At 70.8% G+C, this 18,894-nt stretch carries 15 protein-coding genes and 1 pseudogene; 4 read left to right on the plus strand and 12 right to left on the minus strand.

Annotation, left to right across the window (positions count from 1 at the left end; translation table 11 throughout):
* Positions 1-127: 127 nt before the first annotated feature.
* A complete protein-coding gene (gene glnA, locus SNE34_RS07090; RefSeq protein WP_332616074.1) occupies positions 128-1,537 on the minus strand; it encodes a type I glutamate--ammonia ligase in 1,410 nt (469 codons plus the stop codon).
* Positions 1,538-1,771: 234 nt separating this feature from the next.
* Here glnA and SNE34_RS07095 point away from each other — a divergent pair, with 234 nt between their 5' ends.
* Positions 1,772-2,626 (plus strand): undecaprenyl-diphosphate phosphatase, encoded by an 855-nt coding sequence (locus SNE34_RS07095; protein ID WP_332616075.1) that lies wholly within the window; start codon positions 1,772-1,774, stop codon positions 2,624-2,626.
* 56 nt (positions 2,627-2,682) lie between these two features.
* Positions 2,683-3,537 carry an META and DUF4377 domain-containing protein gene (locus tag SNE34_RS07100; RefSeq protein WP_332616077.1) on the plus strand — a complete coding sequence of 285 codons (855 nt, stop codon included), beginning with the start codon at positions 2,683-2,685 and terminating at the stop codon, positions 3,535-3,537.
* Positions 3,538-3,550: 13 nt separating this feature from the next.
* Here SNE34_RS07100 and SNE34_RS07105 read toward each other — a convergent pair whose 3' ends face one another.
* Both SNE34_RS07105 and SNE34_RS07110 read right to left on the minus strand, forming a co-directional pair.
* Entirely contained in the window at positions 3,551-4,177 is a 627-nt protein-coding gene (locus tag SNE34_RS07105) for a YbhB/YbcL family Raf kinase inhibitor-like protein (protein ID WP_332616079.1), read from the minus strand.
* Positions 4,178-4,226: 49 nt separating this feature from the next.
* The gene (locus SNE34_RS07110) at positions 4,227-6,323 is read right to left on the minus strand and encodes a tetratricopeptide repeat protein (protein ID WP_425604472.1); all 2,097 of its coding nucleotides are present in this window, start codon (positions 6,321-6,323) and stop codon (positions 4,227-4,229) included.
* Between the two features lie 106 nt (positions 6,324-6,429).
* Between SNE34_RS07110 and SNE34_RS07115 the strand changes: the two genes are divergently transcribed.
* Positions 6,430-7,233 carry a lysophospholipid acyltransferase family protein gene (locus SNE34_RS07115; RefSeq protein ID WP_332616081.1) on the plus strand — a complete coding sequence of 268 codons (804 nt, stop codon included), beginning with the start codon at positions 6,430-6,432 and terminating at the stop codon, positions 7,231-7,233.
* Positions 7,234-7,298: 65 nt separating this feature from the next.
* Positions 7,299-8,303, plus strand: a complete 1,005-nt coding sequence (locus SNE34_RS07120) for a YheT family hydrolase (RefSeq protein ID WP_332616512.1) — start codon at positions 7,299-7,301, stop codon at positions 8,301-8,303.
* A 94-nt stretch (positions 8,304-8,397) separates the two neighbouring features.
* On the opposite strand, the gene SNE34_RS07125 is transcribed toward SNE34_RS07120, so the two are convergent.
* The 9 genes and pseudogenes from SNE34_RS07125 to SNE34_RS07165 all read right to left on the minus strand — a co-directional run bounded on the left by SNE34_RS07125 (position 8,398) and on the right by SNE34_RS07165 (position 18,712).
* Positions 8,398-8,841: a hotdog fold thioesterase gene (locus SNE34_RS07125; RefSeq protein WP_425604473.1), complete on the minus strand. Its 444-nt coding sequence runs from the start codon at positions 8,839-8,841 to the stop codon at positions 8,398-8,400.
* 159 nt (positions 8,842-9,000) lie between these two features.
* Positions 9,001-9,204 (minus strand): hypothetical protein, encoded by a 204-nt coding sequence (locus tag SNE34_RS07130; protein WP_332616082.1) that lies wholly within the window; start codon positions 9,202-9,204, stop codon positions 9,001-9,003.
* A gap of 236 nt (positions 9,205-9,440) precedes the next feature.
* Positions 9,441-11,371: pseudogene (locus SNE34_RS07135) on the minus strand (phospholipase D family protein).
* Positions 11,368-12,018 carry a YceI family protein gene (locus SNE34_RS07140; protein ID WP_332616083.1) on the minus strand — a complete coding sequence of 217 codons (651 nt, stop codon included), beginning with the start codon at positions 12,016-12,018 and terminating at the stop codon, positions 11,368-11,370. The pseudogene SNE34_RS07135 and the gene SNE34_RS07140 overlap by 4 nt, the downstream one beginning before the upstream one ends.
* Positions 12,009-12,485 (minus strand): SixA phosphatase family protein, encoded by a 477-nt coding sequence (locus tag SNE34_RS07145; protein ID WP_332616084.1) that lies wholly within the window; start codon positions 12,483-12,485, stop codon positions 12,009-12,011. Before SNE34_RS07145 ends, SNE34_RS07140 begins: the two co-directional genes overlap by 10 nt.
* A gap of 40 nt (positions 12,486-12,525) precedes the next feature.
* Complete coding sequence (locus SNE34_RS07150) at positions 12,526-13,155, minus strand: ParA family protein (protein WP_332616086.1); 630 nt, start codon at positions 13,153-13,155, stop codon at positions 12,526-12,528.
* A 97-nt stretch (positions 13,156-13,252) separates the two neighbouring features.
* Positions 13,253-14,476, minus strand: a complete 1,224-nt coding sequence (locus SNE34_RS07155; protein WP_332616088.1) for a hypothetical protein — start codon at positions 14,474-14,476, stop codon at positions 13,253-13,255.
* A 63-nt stretch (positions 14,477-14,539) separates the two neighbouring features.
* On the minus strand, positions 14,540-17,512 hold the full coding sequence (locus SNE34_RS07160; protein WP_332616089.1) for an ATP-binding protein: 2,973 nt from the start codon (positions 17,510-17,512) through the stop codon (positions 14,540-14,542).
* Between the two features lie 3 nt (positions 17,513-17,515).
* Positions 17,516-18,712 (minus strand): EAL domain-containing response regulator, encoded by a 1,197-nt coding sequence (locus SNE34_RS07165; protein ID WP_332616090.1) that lies wholly within the window; start codon positions 18,710-18,712, stop codon positions 17,516-17,518.
* Positions 18,713-18,894: the final 182 nt, after the last annotated feature.

Below are 18,894 nucleotides of genomic sequence, written 5' to 3' on the forward strand. Positions count from 1 at the left end.
GGATGCGCGTTGGACGGAGGCGGACGGTTTCAGGGTCGCGGCTGAAGCCGCTCCTACAGGGGGACAAACGAGAACGGCCCGGGAATCCCCGGGCCGTTGGGTTGCGACGCGGTGCGAACCGCCGCGACTAGATCGCGTAGTACATCTGGTATTCCAGCGGGTGGGTCGCGGCGCGGAAAGCGGTGACTTCCTTCATCTTCAGCGCGATGTAGGCGTCGATGAAGTCGTCGGTGAACACGCCGCCGGCCTTGAGGAAGTCGCGGTCCTTGTCGAGGCACTCCAGCGCCTGGTCGAGGCTGTGGCAAACCGTCGGGATGTTCTTCTCCTCCTCCGGCGGCAGGTCGTACAGGTCCTTGTCGCTCGGCGCACCGGGGTCGATCTGGTTCTTGATGCCGTCGAGGCCGGCCATCATCAGCGCCGAGAAGATCAGGTAGCCGGAGTTCATCGGGTCCGGGAAGCGCATCTCGATGCGGCGCGCCTTCGGGTTGGCGACATAGGGAATGCGGCACGACGCAGAACGGTTGCTCGCCGAGTACGCCAGCATCACCGGCGCCTCGAAGCCCGGCACCAGCCGCTTGTAGCTGTTGGTGGTCGAGTTGGCGAACGCGTTGATCGCGCGGGCGTGCTTGAAGATGCCGCCGATGTACCACAGCGCCATCTGGCTCAGGCCGCCGTAGCCGTCGCCGGAGAACAGGTTGTTGCCGCCCTTGGCGAGGCTCTGGTGCACGTGCATGCCGCTGCCGTTGTCGCCGACGATCGGCTTGGGCATGAAGGTCGCGGTCTTGCCGTTGCGATGGGCGACGTTCTTGATCACGTACTTCATCGTCAGCAGCTCGTCGGCCTTCTTGGTCAGCGAGTTGAACTTGGTGCCGATCTCGCACTGGCCGGCGTTGGCGACTTCGTGGTGGTGGACTTCGACCTCGATGCCGAGCGAGGTCAGGGTCTTGCACATCTCGGCGCGGATGTCGTGCAGCGAGTCCAGCGGCGCGACCGGGAAATAGCCGCCCTTCACGCCCGGCCGGTAGCCGGTGTTGCCGCCCTCGTACTCGCGGCCGGAATTCCACGCGGCCTCTTCGGAGTCGACGTGGAAGAAGGTGTGGCCCATCTCGTTGGCGTAGCGCACCGAATCGAAGATGAAAAACTCCGGCTCGGGGCCGAAGAACGCCTGGTCGGCGATGCCGCTGGACTTGAGGAACGCCTCGGCGCGCTTGGCAATGCCGCGCGGGTCGCGCGAGTAGGCCTGCATCGTCGCCGGGTCGAGGATGTCGCAGGTCAGCACCAGGGTCGGGTCGGCGGTGAACGGGTCGAGGAACGCGGTGCTGGCGTCGGGCAGGAGGACCATGTCGGAGTCCTGGATGCCCTTCCAGCCATGGATCGAGGAGCCGTCGAACATCTTGCCGTCCTCGAACAGCGAGTCGTCGGCGATCGAGGCCGGGAAGGTCACGTGGTGCTGCACGCCGCGCATGTCGGCAAAGCGCAAATCGATGAATTCGACCTTGTGGTCGTTGATGAGTTTTTCGACGGACTCGAGGGACATGGGCGCAGGCTCGCTGGGTGAGGATGAGAAGCTCAACGAGATAAGAGCAAGCCGCGTGCCAACTGCGACTGTCGGGCAAGCGATTGATTTCCATAAGCACGGTTCGCCCGGCTCCGAGCCCCAAGCGCCATCCTGGTGCGATTGCCGCACACTCGCACCATATTGGTGCTTCACGCCAACCGGGTATTCTCCCCGGCAATCTGCGGCGTTCCGCTTCCTCCTTCCGGGCCCCACATGTTCGACCTGCTCGCCGCGCTGCTGCTCGGCATCATCGAAGGCATCACCGAATTTCTGCCGATCTCCAGCACCGGCCACCTGCTGATCGCCCAGCACTGGCTCGGCGCGCGCAGCGCCTTGTTCAACATTGCGATCCAGGCCGGCGCGATCGGCGCGGTGGTGCTGATCTATCGCAAGCGGCTGTGGGGCATGGCGGTCGCGTTCGCCGGCCACGACGCGCCGGCCGAGTACGACCCGCTGGGGATCACCGCGACGCCTGCGCAGTCGCGCGATTACGCGTTCAAGCTGATGGCGGCGTTCGCGGTGACCTGCGTCGGCGGGCTGCTGGTCAAGGCGCTGGGCTGGGAGCTGCCGACCGATATCACGCCGATCGCGTGGGCGCTGGTGATCGGCGCGGTGTGGATGCTGGTCGCCGAGCACCTCGCCGCGCGCCGTGCCGAGAAACTCGGCGAACGCACCGCGATCACCTGGACGGTGGCGGTGCTGGTCGGTATCGCCCAGGTCGTGGCCGGGGTGTTCCCGGGCACCTCGCGTTCGGCGGCGACGATCTTCGTGGCGTTGCTGGCGGGCACCACCAACCGCGCGGCGGCGACCGAGTTCGCGTTCCTGGTCGGGATCCCGACGATGTTCGCCGCGACCGGTTACGAGGTGCTGTCGTTGTATCTGCAAGGCGGACTGGGCGGGGTCGACTGGGCCGAGCTTTCAGTGGCGTTCGTGGCCTCGGCGGTGACCGCGTTCGTCGCGGTGAAATGGCTGCTGCGCTACATCCAGAGCCACCGCTTCACGGTGTTCGCGGTGTACCGCCTGGTGCTGGGCATGGCGCTGTTGTTGTGGCTGCCGGGCGGCGGCTGAGGCGTAACCCCATCCGCACGGTTGGTGCGTTTACATGGGCTCCCCGAGGAGATCCCATGGCCACTCGCCCAATGAATATCCGCCCCACGACCACCATCCTGGCCCTGTTGCTGCCGCTGGCACTCGCCGCCTGCGCCGCGGGCGAGCGCGCGCCAGCGACGGAACCGACCGCTCCGATGCCACCGCCGGAGAACAACGACACCGCCGGTCCCGGCCCGGGCAGCCACATGCTCGGCGGCCAGACGTGGCACCTGCAGGCCGCGACCGATGCCGAGGGCCAACGCATCGAAGCGTTGTTCCCGTCCTACGACCGAGCGCTGACGCTGGCGTTCGAGGACGGCCGCGTCGGCGTGTCCGGCGGCTGCAACCACATCGGCGGCAGCTACGAGGTCGATGCGCAGGGACGACTGCAGATCGGCCGGTTGAACTCGACGATGAAGGCCTGCGCGGCGTCGCTGATGCAGGCCGACAAGGCGATTGGTGAACTGCTGGCGCAGCCGCTGCTGCCGCGGATCGAGGAGACCGCACCGCCGCGGTTGAAACTGGAGTCGGCCGACGGCGGCAGCTCGACCTGGGTCGGCGAGGCGACCGCCGAGACCCGCTACGGCGGCCCCGGCGAGACCGTGTTCCTGGAGGTCGCGCCGCAGCGCGCGGCCTGCAACCATCCGCTGATCCCGGACCACCAGTGCCTGCAGGTGCGCGAGATCCGCTATGCCGACAACGGCATCAAGCAGCCGCCAGGCGAGTGGCAGCCGCTGTACGGGGAGATCGAGGGCTTCGAGTTCGTCGCCGGCGAGCGCAAGGTACTGCGGTTGAAGAAATTCACCCGTGACCCGGTGCCGGCGGACGCCTCGTCGGTCGCCTACGTGCTCGACATGGTGGTCGAGTCGGAGATCGCGCCGGCGCAGTGAGCGCTGCCCCGGCTCAGCGCGCGACCGCGGGGTGCAGCGAATAGCTGCCGTGGACGAGTGCCTCGGCCAGCACGTGGCCGTGGATCGCGCGCAGCACGTCGGCGGCGGTGAAGCGGTCGGGCACGTCGAGGCGCGCGACGTCGAGCGCGAACAGCCGGAAAAAGTAGCGATGCAGTCGCAGGTCGTTCGGCGGCGGGAACGGGCCGTCGTAGCCGAACCAGTCACCCGCGAGCGCGTCGTCGCCGGCGAACCAGCCGGTGTAGTCGTTGAGGCCCTGCCGTGCGCCGGCCGGGCCGACGGGGTCGCGCTTGCCGTGCGCGGTGACGCCGTCGCTGCAGCTACCTGTCGGGATTTCGCGCAGCTCCGCGGGGATGTCGACCATCACCCAGTGGCAGAACTCGGTGCGTGGTTGCGCGACCGGGATCTCGACGCCGTCCTTGTTGACCATTTCGGCCACGGTCGGGGCGTCGGTGTCGATGCACAGCAGCGCGAACGAGCGGGTGCCGGCGGGTGCGTCGTCCCAGCCCAGTTGCGGGTTGCGGTTGCGGCCGAAGCCGACCGCGTCGCCATCGCGAACGCCGAGGGCGAACTCGGCCGGGATCGCGCCGCCGTGATCGAAGCTGGTGCTGTGGATGCGCATCGGAGGACTCCGCGTGGGGGACACGCGGAGTCTGCCAGACGGGCGTGACTCAGGCGTCGGCGTAGCCGAGGCGGCGGGCAACCGGGTGCAGCGCCTCGAACGCCGCGGCCAAAGGCTCGGCATAGACGCGCCAGTGCCCGGCGGCGAAGCGACGGCCACCGAAGCGGGCGTGCGGAACCGCCGGCACGCGGGCCTTCAGGGCTTCGGCAAGGGCTTGGGCGATGCCGGCCGGGTCGTCGGAAATCCCGTCCATGCGCAACAGCCGGTGCGGCATCAGGTCGTCTTCGTGCAGGTCGGCGACCTGGTCGAGGACGCGCGCCAGCCACTGCGCGCCGGCCTCGGGCGACTCCAGCGCGAACGGCGCCGGAGTGCCGCAGGCGAGCCAGTCGAGCAGCATGTCGCGCGGGTCGCGCACGGCGATCAGCAGCTCCGCCTCGGGCAGGTGCGGGCGCAGCGCCAGCAAGGCGGCGTTGTCCCACCACAGCAGCCAGTCGAAGATCTGCTGGCCGTCGCGGATGCCGCGCGTCGGCAGCGCGGCGCGCCACTCGGCGACCAGCGCCGCCGGATCGGCGGAACCGCCGGTCAACGCATCGACGGTGAGGTAGCGCTGGAACAGGTCGGCCGGCGGGCGCGGCCCGAAGCGGTCGCTGCGCAGCGGTGCGCCGGCGTCGCTCAGGGTCGCCGCCAGCCGCTCCACCAGCGAACCCGGCGCGCCCCACAGCAACACCATCGGCGGCGCACCGGGCTCGGGGATGGCCAGTTCCGGCCAGTCGCTGCGCTTGGCGCTGGTCGGCGGCAACGGCAGGCGCTGCGACACCACTTCGGCGTTCAGCGCAGCCCAGGTGGCGACCGCCTCGGCGTGCCGGCCGGCGGCGCCGAGGACGACGCCCAGCAGTTGCCGCAGCTGACGCTTGGCGAGCTCTCCATCGGCCTTGGCGATCAGGCCTTCGACGTGGCTGATCGCGGCAGCCGGGTCGCGCGCGAGCAGGCCGTCGACGATCCGCAACTCGGCTTGCGGATGGCCCGGTTGCAGTTCGACGATCCGCCGCGCCAGCGCTTCGGCCTGGTCGGACTCGCCGGCGACGTCGTGGACCGCGATCTGCGCCTGCATCGCCGCGATCGAATCGGGTTGCGCGGCGCGCCAGCGCGCGATCACTTCGCGCGCGGCATCGCCGGCGAAGGTCTCGAACGCCAGCCGCGCGCGCCACAGGTCGAGGTATTGCGGGTGCTCGGCGAGCAGCGGGTCGAGCGTGGCGCGGGCGCCGTCGGCGTCGTCGAGCCGGCGCCAGGCCTCGGTCGCGGCGACGATCGCGCGGCGGTCGCCCGGCTGGGCGATCAGCGCCTCGCGCAGCAGTTCGACGGCGCGCTCGTTGTGGCCGGCCTGCAGTTCGATCTCGCCGAGCATGCGGCGTAGCGCCGGGGTCGCCGCAGGATTGTCGAGCACTGGCGCCAGTTCGGTCGCGGCATCGGCGGCGCGGCCCTGGCGGCAGACCAGGTCGGCGATCAGCGCGCGCAACGGCAGCGAGTCGGGGTCGTTTTCGAGCAGTTTGCGGAACGCCTGCTCGGCAAACGCGAGGTGGCCCTTGGCGACGTAGGCGAAGGCGAGCGCGTGGCGCAGGACCGGTTCGTCGGGGAAGCGCGCGTCGGCCTGGCTGAGGATCGCCAGCGCGCGGTCGCCGTCGCCGCTGCGCAGCGCCAGGCTGCCTTCGAGCGCGGCGATCTGCGGGTGCTGCGGGGCGATGCGAGCGGCGGTGCGGATCAGCCGCGCGGCCTCGTCGAGGTCGCCGCGGCCGAGCGCGAGCTGGGCCTGCAGGATGTAGGCGGGGAACTGGTTGGGATCGAGTCCGATGCTCCGGGCCAGTGCGGTTTCGGCCTGGTCGAGCTGGCGCGCATGCAACAGCAGGCCGGCGCGGTCCAAGTGCAGGTTGGCGTCGTCCGGGGCCAGTGCGATGGCCGCATCGATCGCCGCGAGCGCACCGTCGCGGTCGCCGCGCAGGCGCAGCGCGCCGGCCAGCAGGCGCTGCGCGACCGGGTCGTGTGGTCGGTCGGTGGTCGCCTCGCGGGCGGCGGCCAGCGCCTCGTCGGCGGCGCCACGGCGCAGGGCGTCGATGATCGGTTCGTACATGGACTGCTCGGAGTGGGACACGGCCGGCCATTGTAGCGGCCGCGCCCGGATGAGGCCGGCGGCGCGCGGGCTGCGCGGATGCGCATTGCAGGCATTGGCGTCGCGCGGCTTCGGTATGATCGCAGCGATGACTCCACCGCCGCCCTCCCTCACCGGCGTCACCACGCATCCGGCGCCGCTGATGCGCGGCCTGCGCTACTTGTATCGGGTGCCGATGCTGTTGTGGCACGTGCTGGTCGACCTGCCGGTGGTGCTGTTGCTGATGCCGCTCAGCCACGGCCGGATGGTCGGTGGCGAACGCCTCGACCATCGCCTGATCCGGGCGTGGTCGTCGGGGCTGATGCGGGTGTTCGGCTTCCGCATGCGGCGGGTCGGCACGCCGCTGCCGGGGGCGGCCATGTTCGTCGCCAACCACGTCAGCTGGATCGACATCGAGGCGCTGCACAGCCAGCGGATGATGGGCTTCGTCGCCAAGCGCGAGATCCAGCGCTGGCCGGTGATCGGCTGGATGGCCGGGCGCGCGGAGACGATCTTCCACGCCCGCGGCAGTACCGAGTCGCTCGGCGGGGTGCTGCACGAGATGCTCGGCCGGCTGCGCAGCGGCCGCTCGGTCGGGGTGTTCCCGGAAGGCGGCACCCGCGGCGGCGGCGAGATCGGGCCGTTCCACGCGCGGATCTTCCTGGCCGCGGTCGAGGCCGGGGTGCCGGTGCAGCCGGTCGCGCTGCGCTATGGCGCGGGCGGGTCGGCGCAGACGGTGGTCGCGTTCGCCCGCGGCGAGGGGTTCCTCGGCAACTTCGTGCGCCTGCTCGGCGAGCCGGGGCGGATCGCCGAGGTCCACTTCCTCGACCCGATCGGTCCGGGCGACGCCGAGGGCCGGCGCCGGATCGCCGAGCTCGCGCGCAACCGCATCATCGAGGCGATGGCCCGTTGAACAGCGATGGCGGCCTGGGTTTGGTCGACGCGGGTTTGGCCGATGCGGGTCTGGCCGAGGCAGGCCTGACCGCCGCCGACTATCGCCCGCCGCGCTGGCTGCGCAGTCCACACCTGCAGTCGGCGCTGGGTTCCAGCGAGCTGCGCCGGCGCCTCGGCGAGCGCCAGCTGGCGGCACTGCATCCCACCACCACCGAACACCTGCTCGACGGCGGCGACGGCGTGCGCCTGCAGGGTTTGCACAGCGCGCTGCCGGGCGTGCAGCCGCGCGGGCTGGCGCTGCTGCTGCACGGCTGGGAAGGCAGCGTCGAATCGAGCTACATGCGGCTGACCGCGGCGCGGCTGCTGGCCGCCGGGTTCGAGGTGTTCCGGCTCAATTTCCGCGACCACGGCAACACCCACCACCTCAACGAAGAGATCTTCCACTCCTGCCGGATCGACGAGGTGGTGCTGGCGGCGAAGGATGTCGCCCGCCGCTTCCCGCTGCGGCCGATGGTGGTGGCCGGCTACTCGCTGGGCGGCAACTTCGCGTTGCGGCTGGCGCTGCGCGCGCCGGCCGCGGGGCTGGCGCTGGCGCATGTCGCCGCGGTCTGCCCGGTGATCGACCCGGCGCGCACGATGGCCGCGATGGAGGCCGGCTTGCCGGTCTACCTGTGGCACTTCGAGCGCAAGTGGCGCCGCTCGCTGGCGCGGAAAAGGGCGCTGTTCCCGGGCCGCCACGACTTCGACGACCGCGTGCTCGCCCAGCGCCTGCGGCCGCTGACCCAGTGGCTGGTCGAGCGCCACACCGATTTCGGCACGATCGAGAACTATTTCGACGGCTACTCGATCGCCGGCGACCGCCTGGCCACGCTGCAGGTGCCGACCGACATCCTGATGGCGGCCGACGACCCGGTGATTCCGTTCGACGATTTCGCCAACTTGCAGTTGCCGGCGTCGACGCGGCTGGACGTATCGCCGTGGGGCGGCCATTGCGGCTTCATCGAGAACGCCCGGCTGGATGGATTTGCCGAACGGTGGATTGCGCAGCGGCTGCTGGATGGGAGCCGATCACTTTCGACGCCCATGTAGGAGCGGCTTCAGCCGCGATCTGAAGCGGGCGCGGGCGAACGGTTTCAGATCGCGGCTGAAGCCGCTCCTACAAGAGCCCGTACACCGCGCTGCCTCAGCGCGCGCTGATCACCGCCAGGGTCAGCCGCGAGATGCATACCAGTTCGCCGGCGGCGTCCTCGATCCGGATCTCCCAGACCTGGGTGCGACCGCCGACATGCACCGGTCGGGCGGTGCCGGTGACCACGCCGTCGCGCGCCGCGCGCACGTGGTTGGCGTTGATCTCGATGCCGACGCAGACCTTGCCGTCGGGCACGCACAGGTTGCCGGCGCTGCTGCCGAGGGTTTCCGCCAGCAGCACCGAGGCGCCGCCGTGGAGCAGGCCGTAGGGCTGGCGGGTACGCTCGTCGACCGGCATGGTGCCGCGCACGAAGTCGGGCCCGATCTCGGTGAAGACGATCCCCAGCGGCTCCATCGCGGTGCCGCGCGAGAGCTGGTTGAGGCGCTCGACAGTGGTCGGGCGGCGGAACGGCGAAGCGGGAGCGGCGGATTTGGTCATCCGGCCACGATAGTCGAGGGATGCGCCCCGCCGCCAGAAAAGAAAACCCGGAACCGGCCGGCTGACGGAGAGGATCAGCGGGACGATTCCGGGCGGGACTGGACTACGACGATGTCGGAATGCGCGTGGTGGGCCGCGGCTCGGCCCGGGCGGCGCGCCTCAGACACAGCGGAACAGCGGGGTGACGTTGCGGGAGACGTAGCTGCGGTTGCTGGCGTAGCCGCTGCTGGTGCCGTAGCCGACGCCGAAGTCGCGCTGGCGGTGCGGCGGGCGGGACGGGCTGGTGGCGGATACGTACTGGCGGGCGGTCGCGTTGGCGACGGCGGACGGGTTGCGGTTGGCGGCGGTGGAGTAGGCGTTCATGGCGGGTTCCTGCGGTCGGGGGAGTTGGTGGATCGGTGTGTTGGTAAAGTACAACACCATAGCCGTATTACATGGGCCAGAAGTCACCCCACCGAAGACAGGGGTGGCAGACCAGCGACACCGGCTCCGGATGGGATGGGCGGCGGGGGCGTGCGGTTGCCATGACCGACGGCAGGGCCGCGATCGCCCGGGCGCAGGGTTTCGCAGGAAAGTCCCCTTGGGGGGACAGGGATCGCCTACAGGATCGGGGCGAGGCCGGCGCCGAAGGCGGTGAACAACCGGGTCGGCAAGCCCTTGACCGCCATGTTGACGCCCGGGAAGTCGCCGACCGGGCGGTAGCAGTCGCGGAAGCCGGGGTCGTCCGGCGGCAGCGGCTCGGGGCATTGCGGCCCGGGCACGTATTCGTAGCTGGTGGCGTAGCGCACCGGCCACAGGTCGAAGATCGGCAGCAGCTCGGAGGCCTTGGCCAGCGAGTACTCCAGCCCCCACAACACCGGCGCCTTGTCGCGCGGCGCGATTGTCCACGAGTTGGCCGGGCTGAGATGTCGCGGCGGATGCTCGTCTCCAGCGCCTGGGCGAACGCCTCGTCCTCGATCACCAGTGCGCTCTCGGTGTTGTAGTGGTCGCCGCGCGGGTCGAAGTTGTGGGTGCCGACCACGCCGATCCGGCCGTCGATCACCAGCGACTTGGCATGCAGGCCGACGCGCACGCCGGCGCGTTTGAGCGGCACCGGCTCGTTGGCGGCGCGGCGCAGGTAGCGGGTGGCGCCGTACTCGGAGCGCAATGGTCGGCGGTAGCGCGCGGACCGCAACGCGCTGTCGCGATCGCGCTCCTGCCGGCGCTGTTCCGGCGTCGGCTCGGGCGCGGGCACGTACTCGGGCACGAACGCGCCGGTCGCCGCCAGCTCGATCGGCGCGTCGGCCGGGAACGGCTTGTACTCGTAGATGTTGAAGCCGAAGTCGCGCAGGTAGCGGCGCTTGTACTTGTACGACAGCGCGTAGGCGATGAACGCGTCGGTCGCGGCCAGGCTGTTGGTCGATACCACGATCCGCGGGGGATCGGGCTGCTGCTGCATCTGCTCGAACATCTCCTGCGCCGGGTCCGACAGCACCAGGTACGGCGTCTGCAGCAACACCTCCTCGTCCGCCGATTCGATCAGCCCGCGCAGCGACTCGGAGGCACCGACGCGTCTGCCGACGTCCTCGACCCGGTGCTTGGCCGGACCGTCGGAGATGTAGCGCACCTCGCCGACGGCGAGGGCGCGATCGGCCAGCCGACGTTCGACCAGCGCGGTGTCGGCGGCATCGGCGCGCATCGCCGCGGCGCGGGCGGGACGCTCGAAGTCATGCGCCGGCAACGCCGGCACGCCGCCTTCTAGGATCGCCTGGCCGACATCGATCAGCCGCGCCGGCGGCACGCTGAGCGGATCGGTCCAGAACTGCTCGAAGTCGCTGGCCATCGCGCGCGCAACCGGGCCGGCGACCAGCACGTCGCGGTCGCGGAAGTTGTACTCGTCGTCCCAGTCGTAATAGTCGTCCTGATAGTTGCGCCCGCCGGTGATGCCGACCCCGCCGTCGACCAGCAACACCTTGGTATGCATGCGCTGGTTAAGCTGGCGCCAGCAGCAGGCGGCGGCCAGCAGGTATTGCGGGTAGCTGATGCGGGCGCGACGCAGCACCGGGTTGTACAGCTTGAGCCGGAAGTTGGCGTGGGCGCCGGCCAGCGCGGCCAGGGTGTCGACGTGGCGCAGCGCCGCCAGCTGGTCCATCAGCAGCCGCACCTTGACCCCGCGGCGGGCGGCGGCGAGCAGCTCGTCGAGCACCAGCCGGCCGGCGTCGTCCTCGTCGAAGATGTAGGTCTGCAGGTCGATCGCGGTGGTCGCGCTGCGGATCAGGTTGATCCGCGCCAGCAGTGCGTTGGTGCCGTGGTCGAGGATCAGCGCGTAGTGGCGCGGCTGTTCCGGGGTCGACTCGGCGAACGCCTGGCCGGCCAGTTGGTGCAGCGGCGACGGCTGCGCGCAGGCGTCGACCGCATCGCACACCAGTTCGGTCGAGCGCGCGGCCTCGGCCAGCGCGACGGCGCGGTCGGCTTCCTGAGGCGACAGGGTGGCGCAGGCGGACAGGGTCAGGGCGAGCAGTACGGCGGCCAGCCGCGGAAACCACCTCATCGAGGTGAATCCCCGGAGCGCTCGCCGGTACGCTCCGACTGCAGTCGCACCCGCATGTTGAAGCGCACGGTGTCGGTCATCGCCAGCTTCCAGCCATCGAGGCCGTACTGGTCGCGGTCGACGCTGCCGCTGGCGACCACGTCGCAGTCGACCCCGGGGCGCGAACAGGTGGCGGGGGCGACGACGAAGGTTTCGATCCGGCTGACCCCGTGCATGGTCAGCTTGCCGCGCAGCTTGCCGCCGTCGTGGCCGAGCGATGGCGGGTGCGGCTCGGAAACGAACTCGATCAGCGGGTAGCGGACGGCGTCGAAGAACGACTCGCCGCGGGCGATCTCGGCCCAGCGCTCGGAACCCTCGACCTCGACCGCGCCGGTTTCGAGCCGGATCCGCACCTGGTTGCGACCGTCGGGCAGCTTCAGCAGGGCGCCGTCATGCTGCGGGAACCAGCCCTGCACGCGCTGGCCCCAGCGGGTGCGCAACTCGAAGCCGAAGCGGGTGTGGTCAGGGTCGAAGCCGATCGCCTCGACGCCGTTGGTGGGCGGTGGCGACATCTGCGCCGGCGACGCCAGCGAACGCGCGGCCTGCGGCCAGACCAGCGCCGCGACCACCCCCAAGGCAAGCCAGTGCTGCTTGAACGTCACGGCCACCAGAACGCGCTGAGCCGAGCCACGCCCGGTTCCAGCGCCACGTCTTTGGGCATGCTCAGCACCGCGATCCCGGCCGGCGGCATGCCGCGATAGTCGCCCGACTGGCCGCTGTGCATCAGCGCGGCGAGCTGCTCCAGCCCCGGGTTGTGGCCCACCAGCAGCAGCCGGTCGATATCGGCGTGGGCGTCGGCCAGCGCGATCAGGGCACCGGGCTGGGCCTCGTAGATCGAGTCGTCGATCTTCTGCTCGACGTAGCCGACCACCCCCAGCACCGCCTCCAGGGTTTCGCGTGAACGCCGCGCCGGCGAACACAGCACGCAGTCGGGCACCAGCTTCTGCTCGGCCAGCCATTTTCCGGCGGCCTCGGCCTCGGCCAGGCCCTCCGCCGACAACGGCCGGTCGAGGTCGGCCTCGCCGGCACTGGCGGTCTCGGCGTGGGCGTGGCGGAGCAGGATCAGTTCGCGCATGGCTGGGCCTCGGGCATTTGGGTGGGGTGTCTTCTTCAGCCTACTTCTTCAACCAGCGCAGCAGCGGTTGCCAGTCGGCCTGGTGCTCGCGGACTTGCGCCGAATGGTAGTCGAACAGGCTCTTGCCGATGCCGGCCAGGACCACGTAGGCCTGGCTGTCGCGCAGCTGCGCGACCAGCGGATACGGCCACTGCTTGAGCAGGTCGATGGTCTGCTGCGAGACGTTGGTCCACGGCCGCAGCTTGTTGCCGACCAGCGCCACCGGCAGCTCGCCGCGGCGCACCCGCGGGTGGCGCGCGAGGGTGTCGAGGAAACCGACGCTGGCCTCGATGTCGAATGTCGAGGGCAACACCGGCACCACCACCGCGTCGGCGGCCTGCAGGAATGGCTCCAGGTCAGCGGCCATCGCCCCGGCGGCGGCGTCGATGACGACCCGCTCGGTGCCGTCGGGCAGTTGCTGGCGCCAGCGCTTGCCCTGGGTACCGTCGAGCGGCAGCACCGCGCTGTCGAGCGCGGCGCGGCGCTGCGCCCAGCGCGTCGACGAGCCCTGCGGATCGGCGTCGACCAGGACGGTGTTGCAGCCGTCGAGTGCCGCCTGCGCGGCGAGGTGGGTGGCGATCGTGGTCTTGCCGACGCCACCCTTGGAACTGGCCACCAGTACAGTCTTCATCAACGCTCCCGGTCCAGGCAGTGATCAGGCTTGCGATGCAGGGGAAGCCGCAGCGTACACCGCGTCGCGGTGACGGGGCGATCAACCGGGGCGGCGGTCAGCTGGCGGGTGCGCGGCCGGTGGTGACCAGCGCGCGGGTCCTCGGGTTGCGGGGCAGCCAGTCGGCCGGTGGCTGGATCGGGATGCCGCTGTCCTGCATCTGGTGACGGATCGCCTCGAGTTCGCCATCGGCGGCGACCCGGTACGGGAAGTCGGCGTCAGCGCCACCGGCCAATGAGGACGGATATTGCTCGATGATCCATGTGTGGTCGCGCAGCTGTGACTGCCAGGCCGCTCGCTGCGGTCCGTGGGTGAGCTCAACCAGCCTCGGCAGCGCGATCGCCGGGAAGATCACCATCGACTCGTCAGCCGCGAGTTTCGCCAGCAACGCGATGCAGTCCTGTCGCAGCATCGGGTCGGGGTCGCGGCGATCGGGCTCGCACAGCTGCATCACCCCGGCCCTCGCCGGAAGCGCGGTGGCGGCCCATTGCGCGGCGGACAGCATGGCGACCATGTCCGCGTTCGTGGCCGGCCGATCAAGCTGATGGATATGCCCCATTGCTTGTGCGGTGTCGGCATCCATCGGTGGCAACGGGGCGGCATTGCGCGACTCCAGCAGCAGCGTCAGCAATTCGCCGGCGTAGGGCTGGAACCGGCCGGCCTGGGCTGCCAGCCGCAAGTGGGTTCGCGCGGCGATCTCGTCGCCGCCATCGAGCGCGGCGTTGATCGCCCGCCACTGCACGGCGGCGTTGTCGCCATCGACCTGCAACAATCGCGCGATGGCAACGTTGGCGTCGCACGACAATCTCGGGGCTACGCAGTCGGTCGCCTCCAGCCATGCGACCAGAGGATCGGCGGGACGCACCGCGCGGGCGGCGTCGAACCACACGGCCGGATCGACCGGACCCGGCAGCGGTTGCGCGGTCACCTCGTCATAGCGGATCGGGATAATCAGCGCCGCCGCCAGCAGGCTGCGTGCGTCGCCGCGGGCGGCCAGTGTCCGGGCGTGGTCGAGCATCGCGGCATCGAAACCCTGTTGCCAGCGCTCATGGGCGGCCTGCAGGCCGGTGTCGCTGACCATCGCCAGCAGCTCTCTCCCCTCCGGCGGCAGCGGCAGGTGCAGGTCTTCGATGCACACCGGGACGGCAGCATCGTTTTCGAGCTGGAAACAGGCGTCCAGCGCGGCCTGCTCGGCCTCGGTCAGCTGCATCGTCTGTGCGGCGGTGGCGCCGCCGGCCCATAGCGCGGCCAAGGCGATCCATCCGCAGATTGGTCGAAGCATCCCTGTATCCCCTGTCGATATCGTGGGTCTGATGCTAGCAGCGCTCGACAATCGACCACGGCGTTACGGGTAGCGCTCGGCGACGTACAGGCGCAGGCGGGTGGCGGCGGTATGGACGTCGGCGGCCAGCGCCGCGGCCGGCGCGGCCGGGTCGTCGCGGGTGGCGGCCTCCAACGCGGCCGCGGCCTCGGCCAGTTCGCTGGCGCCGACCAGTCGCGCGGCACCCTTGATCTTGTGCGCCTGCCGGGTGGTGGCATCGCTGTCGCCGTCGCCAACCGCGCGGTCGAGCTCGGCGAGGTCGGTCGCGGTGCTGTCGAGGAAATCGGCCAGCAACAGGCCGGCCTCGTTGCGATCGCCGCCGGTCAGGGCGTCGAGGGTTTCGCCATCGAGTGCGGGCGGGTGGTGCAGTTGCGGCAGGCCGGGCGCCGGGGCGGCGTCGATGCCGGGCTCGCTGTCCTTGTCGGCGCCGTCGCTGCCGGCACCGGTGTGCGGCAGCCAGCGTTGCAGGCAGACCTGCAGCGCCGCCACCGACACCGGCTTGGCGAGGTAGTCGTCCATGCCGGCGCCGAGGCAGCGCTCGGCCTCGCCCTTCAGCGCAGACGCGGTCAGGGCGACGATCGGGGTGCGCGGCAGGCCGCCGCGGGCCTCCTCCTCGCGGATCGCGGCGGCCAGCTGGTAGCCGTCCAGCCCGGGCATGTGCACGTCCGACAGCAGCAACGCGTAGCGACCGCTGCGCCAGCGCTGCAGACCCTCGCTGCCATCGTCGGCGGATTCGCTGGCGTAGCCGGCCAGCGCCAGTTGGCGGGCGATCACCAGGCGGTTGGTCGGGTGGTCGTCGACCAGCAACACCAGGCTGCGCTCGCGCACCGCCTGTTCGATGCCGGGCAGGCGGCGCGGCGCGAATTGGGCCGGCGTGACGGAGTCCGACGCCTCGACCGCGATGTCGTCGGCGCGCGCGCGCGGCAGCACCAGCTCCAATTGCAGGGTGGTGCCCTTGCCGACCGCGCTGTCCATGTTGACTTCGCCGCCCATCAGTTCGGCCAGCCGGCGGCAGATCGCCAGGCCCAGGCCGGTGCCGCCGAAGCGCCGGGTGGTGTCGCCTTCGGCCTGGCTGAACGGTTCGAACAGCCTGGCCTGGGCCTCGGCGCTGACCCCGATGCCGCTGTCGCGCACCTGCAGGCGCACGCGCTCGCGTCCGGGCGACGTGGCACCGGCCGGCTCGACCTCGCCGCGCCACTCCAGCGCGACCTCGACCCGACCGTCGTCGGTGAACTTGATCGCGTTGGACAGGAAGTTGCCGAGGATCTGCCGCAGCCGCAGCGGGTCGGCCAGGTGCGCGGCAGCGAGGCGCTCGTCGATCCGGCACTCCAGCGCCAAGCCCTTGCTGGAGGCGGCGCCGGAATAGTTGGCGACGGTGCTGCGCACCAGTGCCGGCAACCGCACCGGCTCGGGGACGAGGTCGAGCCGGCCGGCCTCGATCTTGGAGAAGTCGAGGATGTCGCCAATGATCTGCAGCAGCGACTGCGAGGAGTGCTGGATGATGTTCAGCGCGTGGCGCTGGTCGGCATCCAGGCGGGTATGGGCAAGCACCTCGACCATGCCGGTGACGCCGATCATCGGGGTGCGGATCTCGTGGCTCATCGCCGCCAGGAACGCCGACTTGGCGTGGTTGGCGGCCTGCGCGCGGGCTTCGCTGTCGCGCAGCTCCGACTGCAGTTGCTTGATCGCGCTGAGGTCGGCGGCCACCGCGATGACGCCGGCGCGCTCGCCCTGCTCGTCGTCGAACGGCGACAACGCCAGCAGCACCGGGATCGGGTGGCCGTCGCGGTGGCACAGGGTGGCCTCGGCCGGCGGTTGCTGCAACTCGGCCAGTTCGACCAGCGCGCGCCAGTCGGTGGGCACCTCGCGACCGAGGCGGGCCGACAGCCGCGCGCAAGTGGCTTCGATCTGCTGCGGGTCCAGCAGCAGCGGCGAGTCGTCCGGTTGCGCGGCGCCACCGTAGCGCACGACCTTGCCGAGCATGTCCTCGGCGCGGCGGCCGAGCAGGCGTTCGGCGAACGGGTTGAACACGCTCCAGGCGCCGCGCGCGTCGATCGCGAAGATCGCGACCTGGGCGGCGTCCAGCAGCGAGCGCTGGAACCGGTCGCGCCGCGCGAGTTCGGCGCGGGTGGTCTCGTTGCGGGCGAGTTGCTCGGTCAGTTCGGTCTCGAAGGCGAGCACGTCGCGGCGCATCTCGACCAGCCCTTCCATCACCGTGCCCAGTTCGCCGCGCGGCTGGAACCGCGGCTGCGCGGTGTAGTCGTGCGCGCGCATGCGCCGGACCAGGAAGCTCAGGCTCTCGATCCCGCGATAGGCGTTGCGCAACACCACCCGGCCGATCAGCACCACCGCCAGCAGGGTCAGCAGCGACAGCCCGATCCGCAACACGCTGACGCGGCGGTTGCGCGCGAGGTCGGCCCGCACCAGCGCGTCGGCCTCGACCATCGCCAGGTCCGACAGCGCCTGGATGCGGGCGGTCATCGGATCGATCGCCGGGTACAGCGCGGTGTCGGCGAAGGTGGCCAGCGCCGCCGCATCGCGCGCAATCAGTATCCGCCGCAGCTGCGCGGTGGCCGCGTCGGCGTCGGCGCGCGCGCGCAGCATCTGGTCGAACAACTGCTGCTGTGCCGGCGCCCGCGGCATCGCCTGCAACGCCTTCCAGTTGCGGTCGATCCGCTCGCGCGTCGCATCCAGCGTGCTGACTCCGTCGGCCCACGATTGCAGGCCGTTGCGGACCCGGAACGTGGTGTCGACCACGCCCAGGCCGTAGCCGTCGGAAACCGCCTTGAGCCGGCGCATCCGCACCAGCGAATCGTCCTTGAGCTCCAGCAGCGACTCGCGCGCGCGATGCTGGGCGGTCTCGTCGATCACCAGAACGCTGAACCCGGCCAGCAGGAACAGACCGAACAGCGCCCACAGCTGGTGGCGGATGCTCAGGTGTACGAAGCGTTCGCGGATCCGCGCGTGCCAGGGCAACTTTGCCGGCGCGGACGGCATCGGCTAGTGCCCCGGGCAGCGCCAGCGGCGCAGCACCGCCGGCAGTTCCTGCGGCGCCACCGGCGGCGCGATCAGGTGGCCCTGGGCCATCCCGCAGCCCAGCTCGGCCAGCATCTGCCAGTCCTCGAGGCTGGCCACGCCCTCGGCCACCACCTCCAGCTGCAGCTTGCGGGCGAGGTCGAGGCTGGCCTCCACCACCGCGCGCTTGCGCGGCTGGCTGTGCGCGCCGGTGACGAAGCCCTGGTCGATCTTGAGTTCGGTGAACGGGATCTGCGAGAGCTGGGCGAGCGACGAATAGCCGGTGCCGAAATCGTCGATCGCCAGCCCGAAGCCCTTCAGCCGCAACCGCGCCAGCACCCCGAGCGCGCGCGCGGCGTCGCCCATCACCGAGCTCTCGGTCAGCTCCAGCACGACCTCGGACGGATCAACACCCTGCTCCTTGACGATGCGCTGGTAGCGGTCGGCCGCGGTCGGGTCGGCCAGCGCGGTGGCGGACACGTTGACCGACAGGTTCAGGCGCAGGCCCTGGCGGCTCCACTCGCGGATCCAGCGGCACGACTGCTCGAGGATCAGGTCGGTCATCGGGTCGGCCAGGCCCTCGCGTTCGAGCAGGCCGATGAAGTTCTGCGGCCGTACCACCCGGCCGTCGGCGCGGACCCAGCGCGCCAGCGCCTCGACCGCGACCGGATGGCCATTGGCGAACTCGACCTGCGGCTGGAACCACGGCCCGATCTCGCCGTGGGCCAGCGCGGTGCGTATCTCGGTGGCGCTGATCGCAACCGGCTCGTCGGCGTCCTCGGCCAGCAGCAGGTCGTCGTAACTGGCCAGGGCGGCGGCGAGCTTGTCGGCGGTGAGCGGTTTCTCGACGCTGCCGAGCACGCGCAGGCCGTAGGCGCGGGTCATGGTCTGCACGGTGTTGAGCAGCGCCGGGTCGAGCGCGCTGACCACCAGCACCGCGCGCGCCAGCCGACGCTGGGCGACGTGGCCGATGAACTCGACCCCGTCCATGCCGGGCATGTCGAGGTCGACCATGACCACGTCCGGCGGCTGCCTGCGCTCGGACAGCATCTGCAGGGCGGAATGGCCGTCGGCGGCGTCGCCGACATCCACCACCCCGAGCTCGGCCAGCAGCCGCAGTGCCATCCGGCGCTGGAAGCCATGGTCCTCGACCACCATCACGCTCAACGCCGATACGGACATCCCAATCCCCTCGCGGCCATTGCCCGGTTGCGCGATCGCGGCCGGGACGCGGCGACCGCCGACGGCGCCGCCCGGACTCCCCGTCCGCGGCCGCGACAGGGCCGTGGACCACTGTATCCCCGCGCGAGCGGTCGCGCGAGCGGTCGCGCGAGTGGTTGGAGGGCGATGATCCGGTCGCAGCC

Origin of the sequence: Novilysobacter erysipheiresistens (assembly GCF_036663935.1) — a bacterium.
In the GTDB taxonomy this organism is placed as follows: Bacteria; Pseudomonadota; Gammaproteobacteria; order Xanthomonadales; family Xanthomonadaceae; genus Novilysobacter; species Novilysobacter erysipheiresistens.

Bases quoted from the DNA above. Each gene is read 5' to 3' on its own strand.
- SNE34_RS07150 (WP_332616086.1), bottom strand. From the start codon at position 13,155: ATGAAGACTGTACTGGTGGCCAGTTCCAAGGGTGGCGTCGGCAAGACC.
- glnA (WP_332616074.1), bottom strand. From the start codon at position 1,537: ATGTCCCTCGAGTCCGTCGAAAAACTCATCAACGACCACAAGGTCGAA.
- SNE34_RS07145 (WP_332616084.1), bottom strand. From the start codon at position 12,485: ATGCGCGAACTGATCCTGCTCCGCCACGCCCACGCCGAGACCGCCAGT.
- SNE34_RS07100 (WP_332616077.1), top strand. From the start codon at position 2,683: ATGGCCACTCGCCCAATGAATATCCGCCCCACGACCACCATCCTGGCC.
- SNE34_RS07125 (WP_425604473.1), bottom strand. From the start codon at position 8,841: ATGACCAAATCCGCCGCTCCCGCTTCGCCGTTCCGCCGCCCGACCACT.
- SNE34_RS07095 (WP_332616075.1), top strand. From the start codon at position 1,772: ATGTTCGACCTGCTCGCCGCGCTGCTGCTCGGCATCATCGAAGGCATC.
- SNE34_RS07155 (WP_332616088.1), bottom strand. From the start codon at position 14,476: ATGCTTCGACCAATCTGCGGATGGATCGCCTTGGCCGCGCTATGGGCC.
- SNE34_RS07165 (WP_332616090.1), bottom strand. From the start codon at position 18,712: ATGTCCGTATCGGCGTTGAGCGTGATGGTGGTCGAGGACCATGGCTTC.
- SNE34_RS07130 (WP_332616082.1), bottom strand. From the start codon at position 9,204: ATGAACGCCTACTCCACCGCCGCCAACCGCAACCCGTCCGCCGTCGCC.
- SNE34_RS07160 (WP_332616089.1), bottom strand. From the start codon at position 17,512: ATGCCGTCCGCGCCGGCAAAGTTGCCCTGGCACGCGCGGATCCGCGAA.
- SNE34_RS07115 (WP_332616081.1), top strand. From the start codon at position 6,430: ATGACTCCACCGCCGCCCTCCCTCACCGGCGTCACCACGCATCCGGCG.
- SNE34_RS07105 (WP_332616079.1), bottom strand. From the start codon at position 4,177: ATGCGCATCCACAGCACCAGCTTCGATCACGGCGGCGCGATCCCGGCC.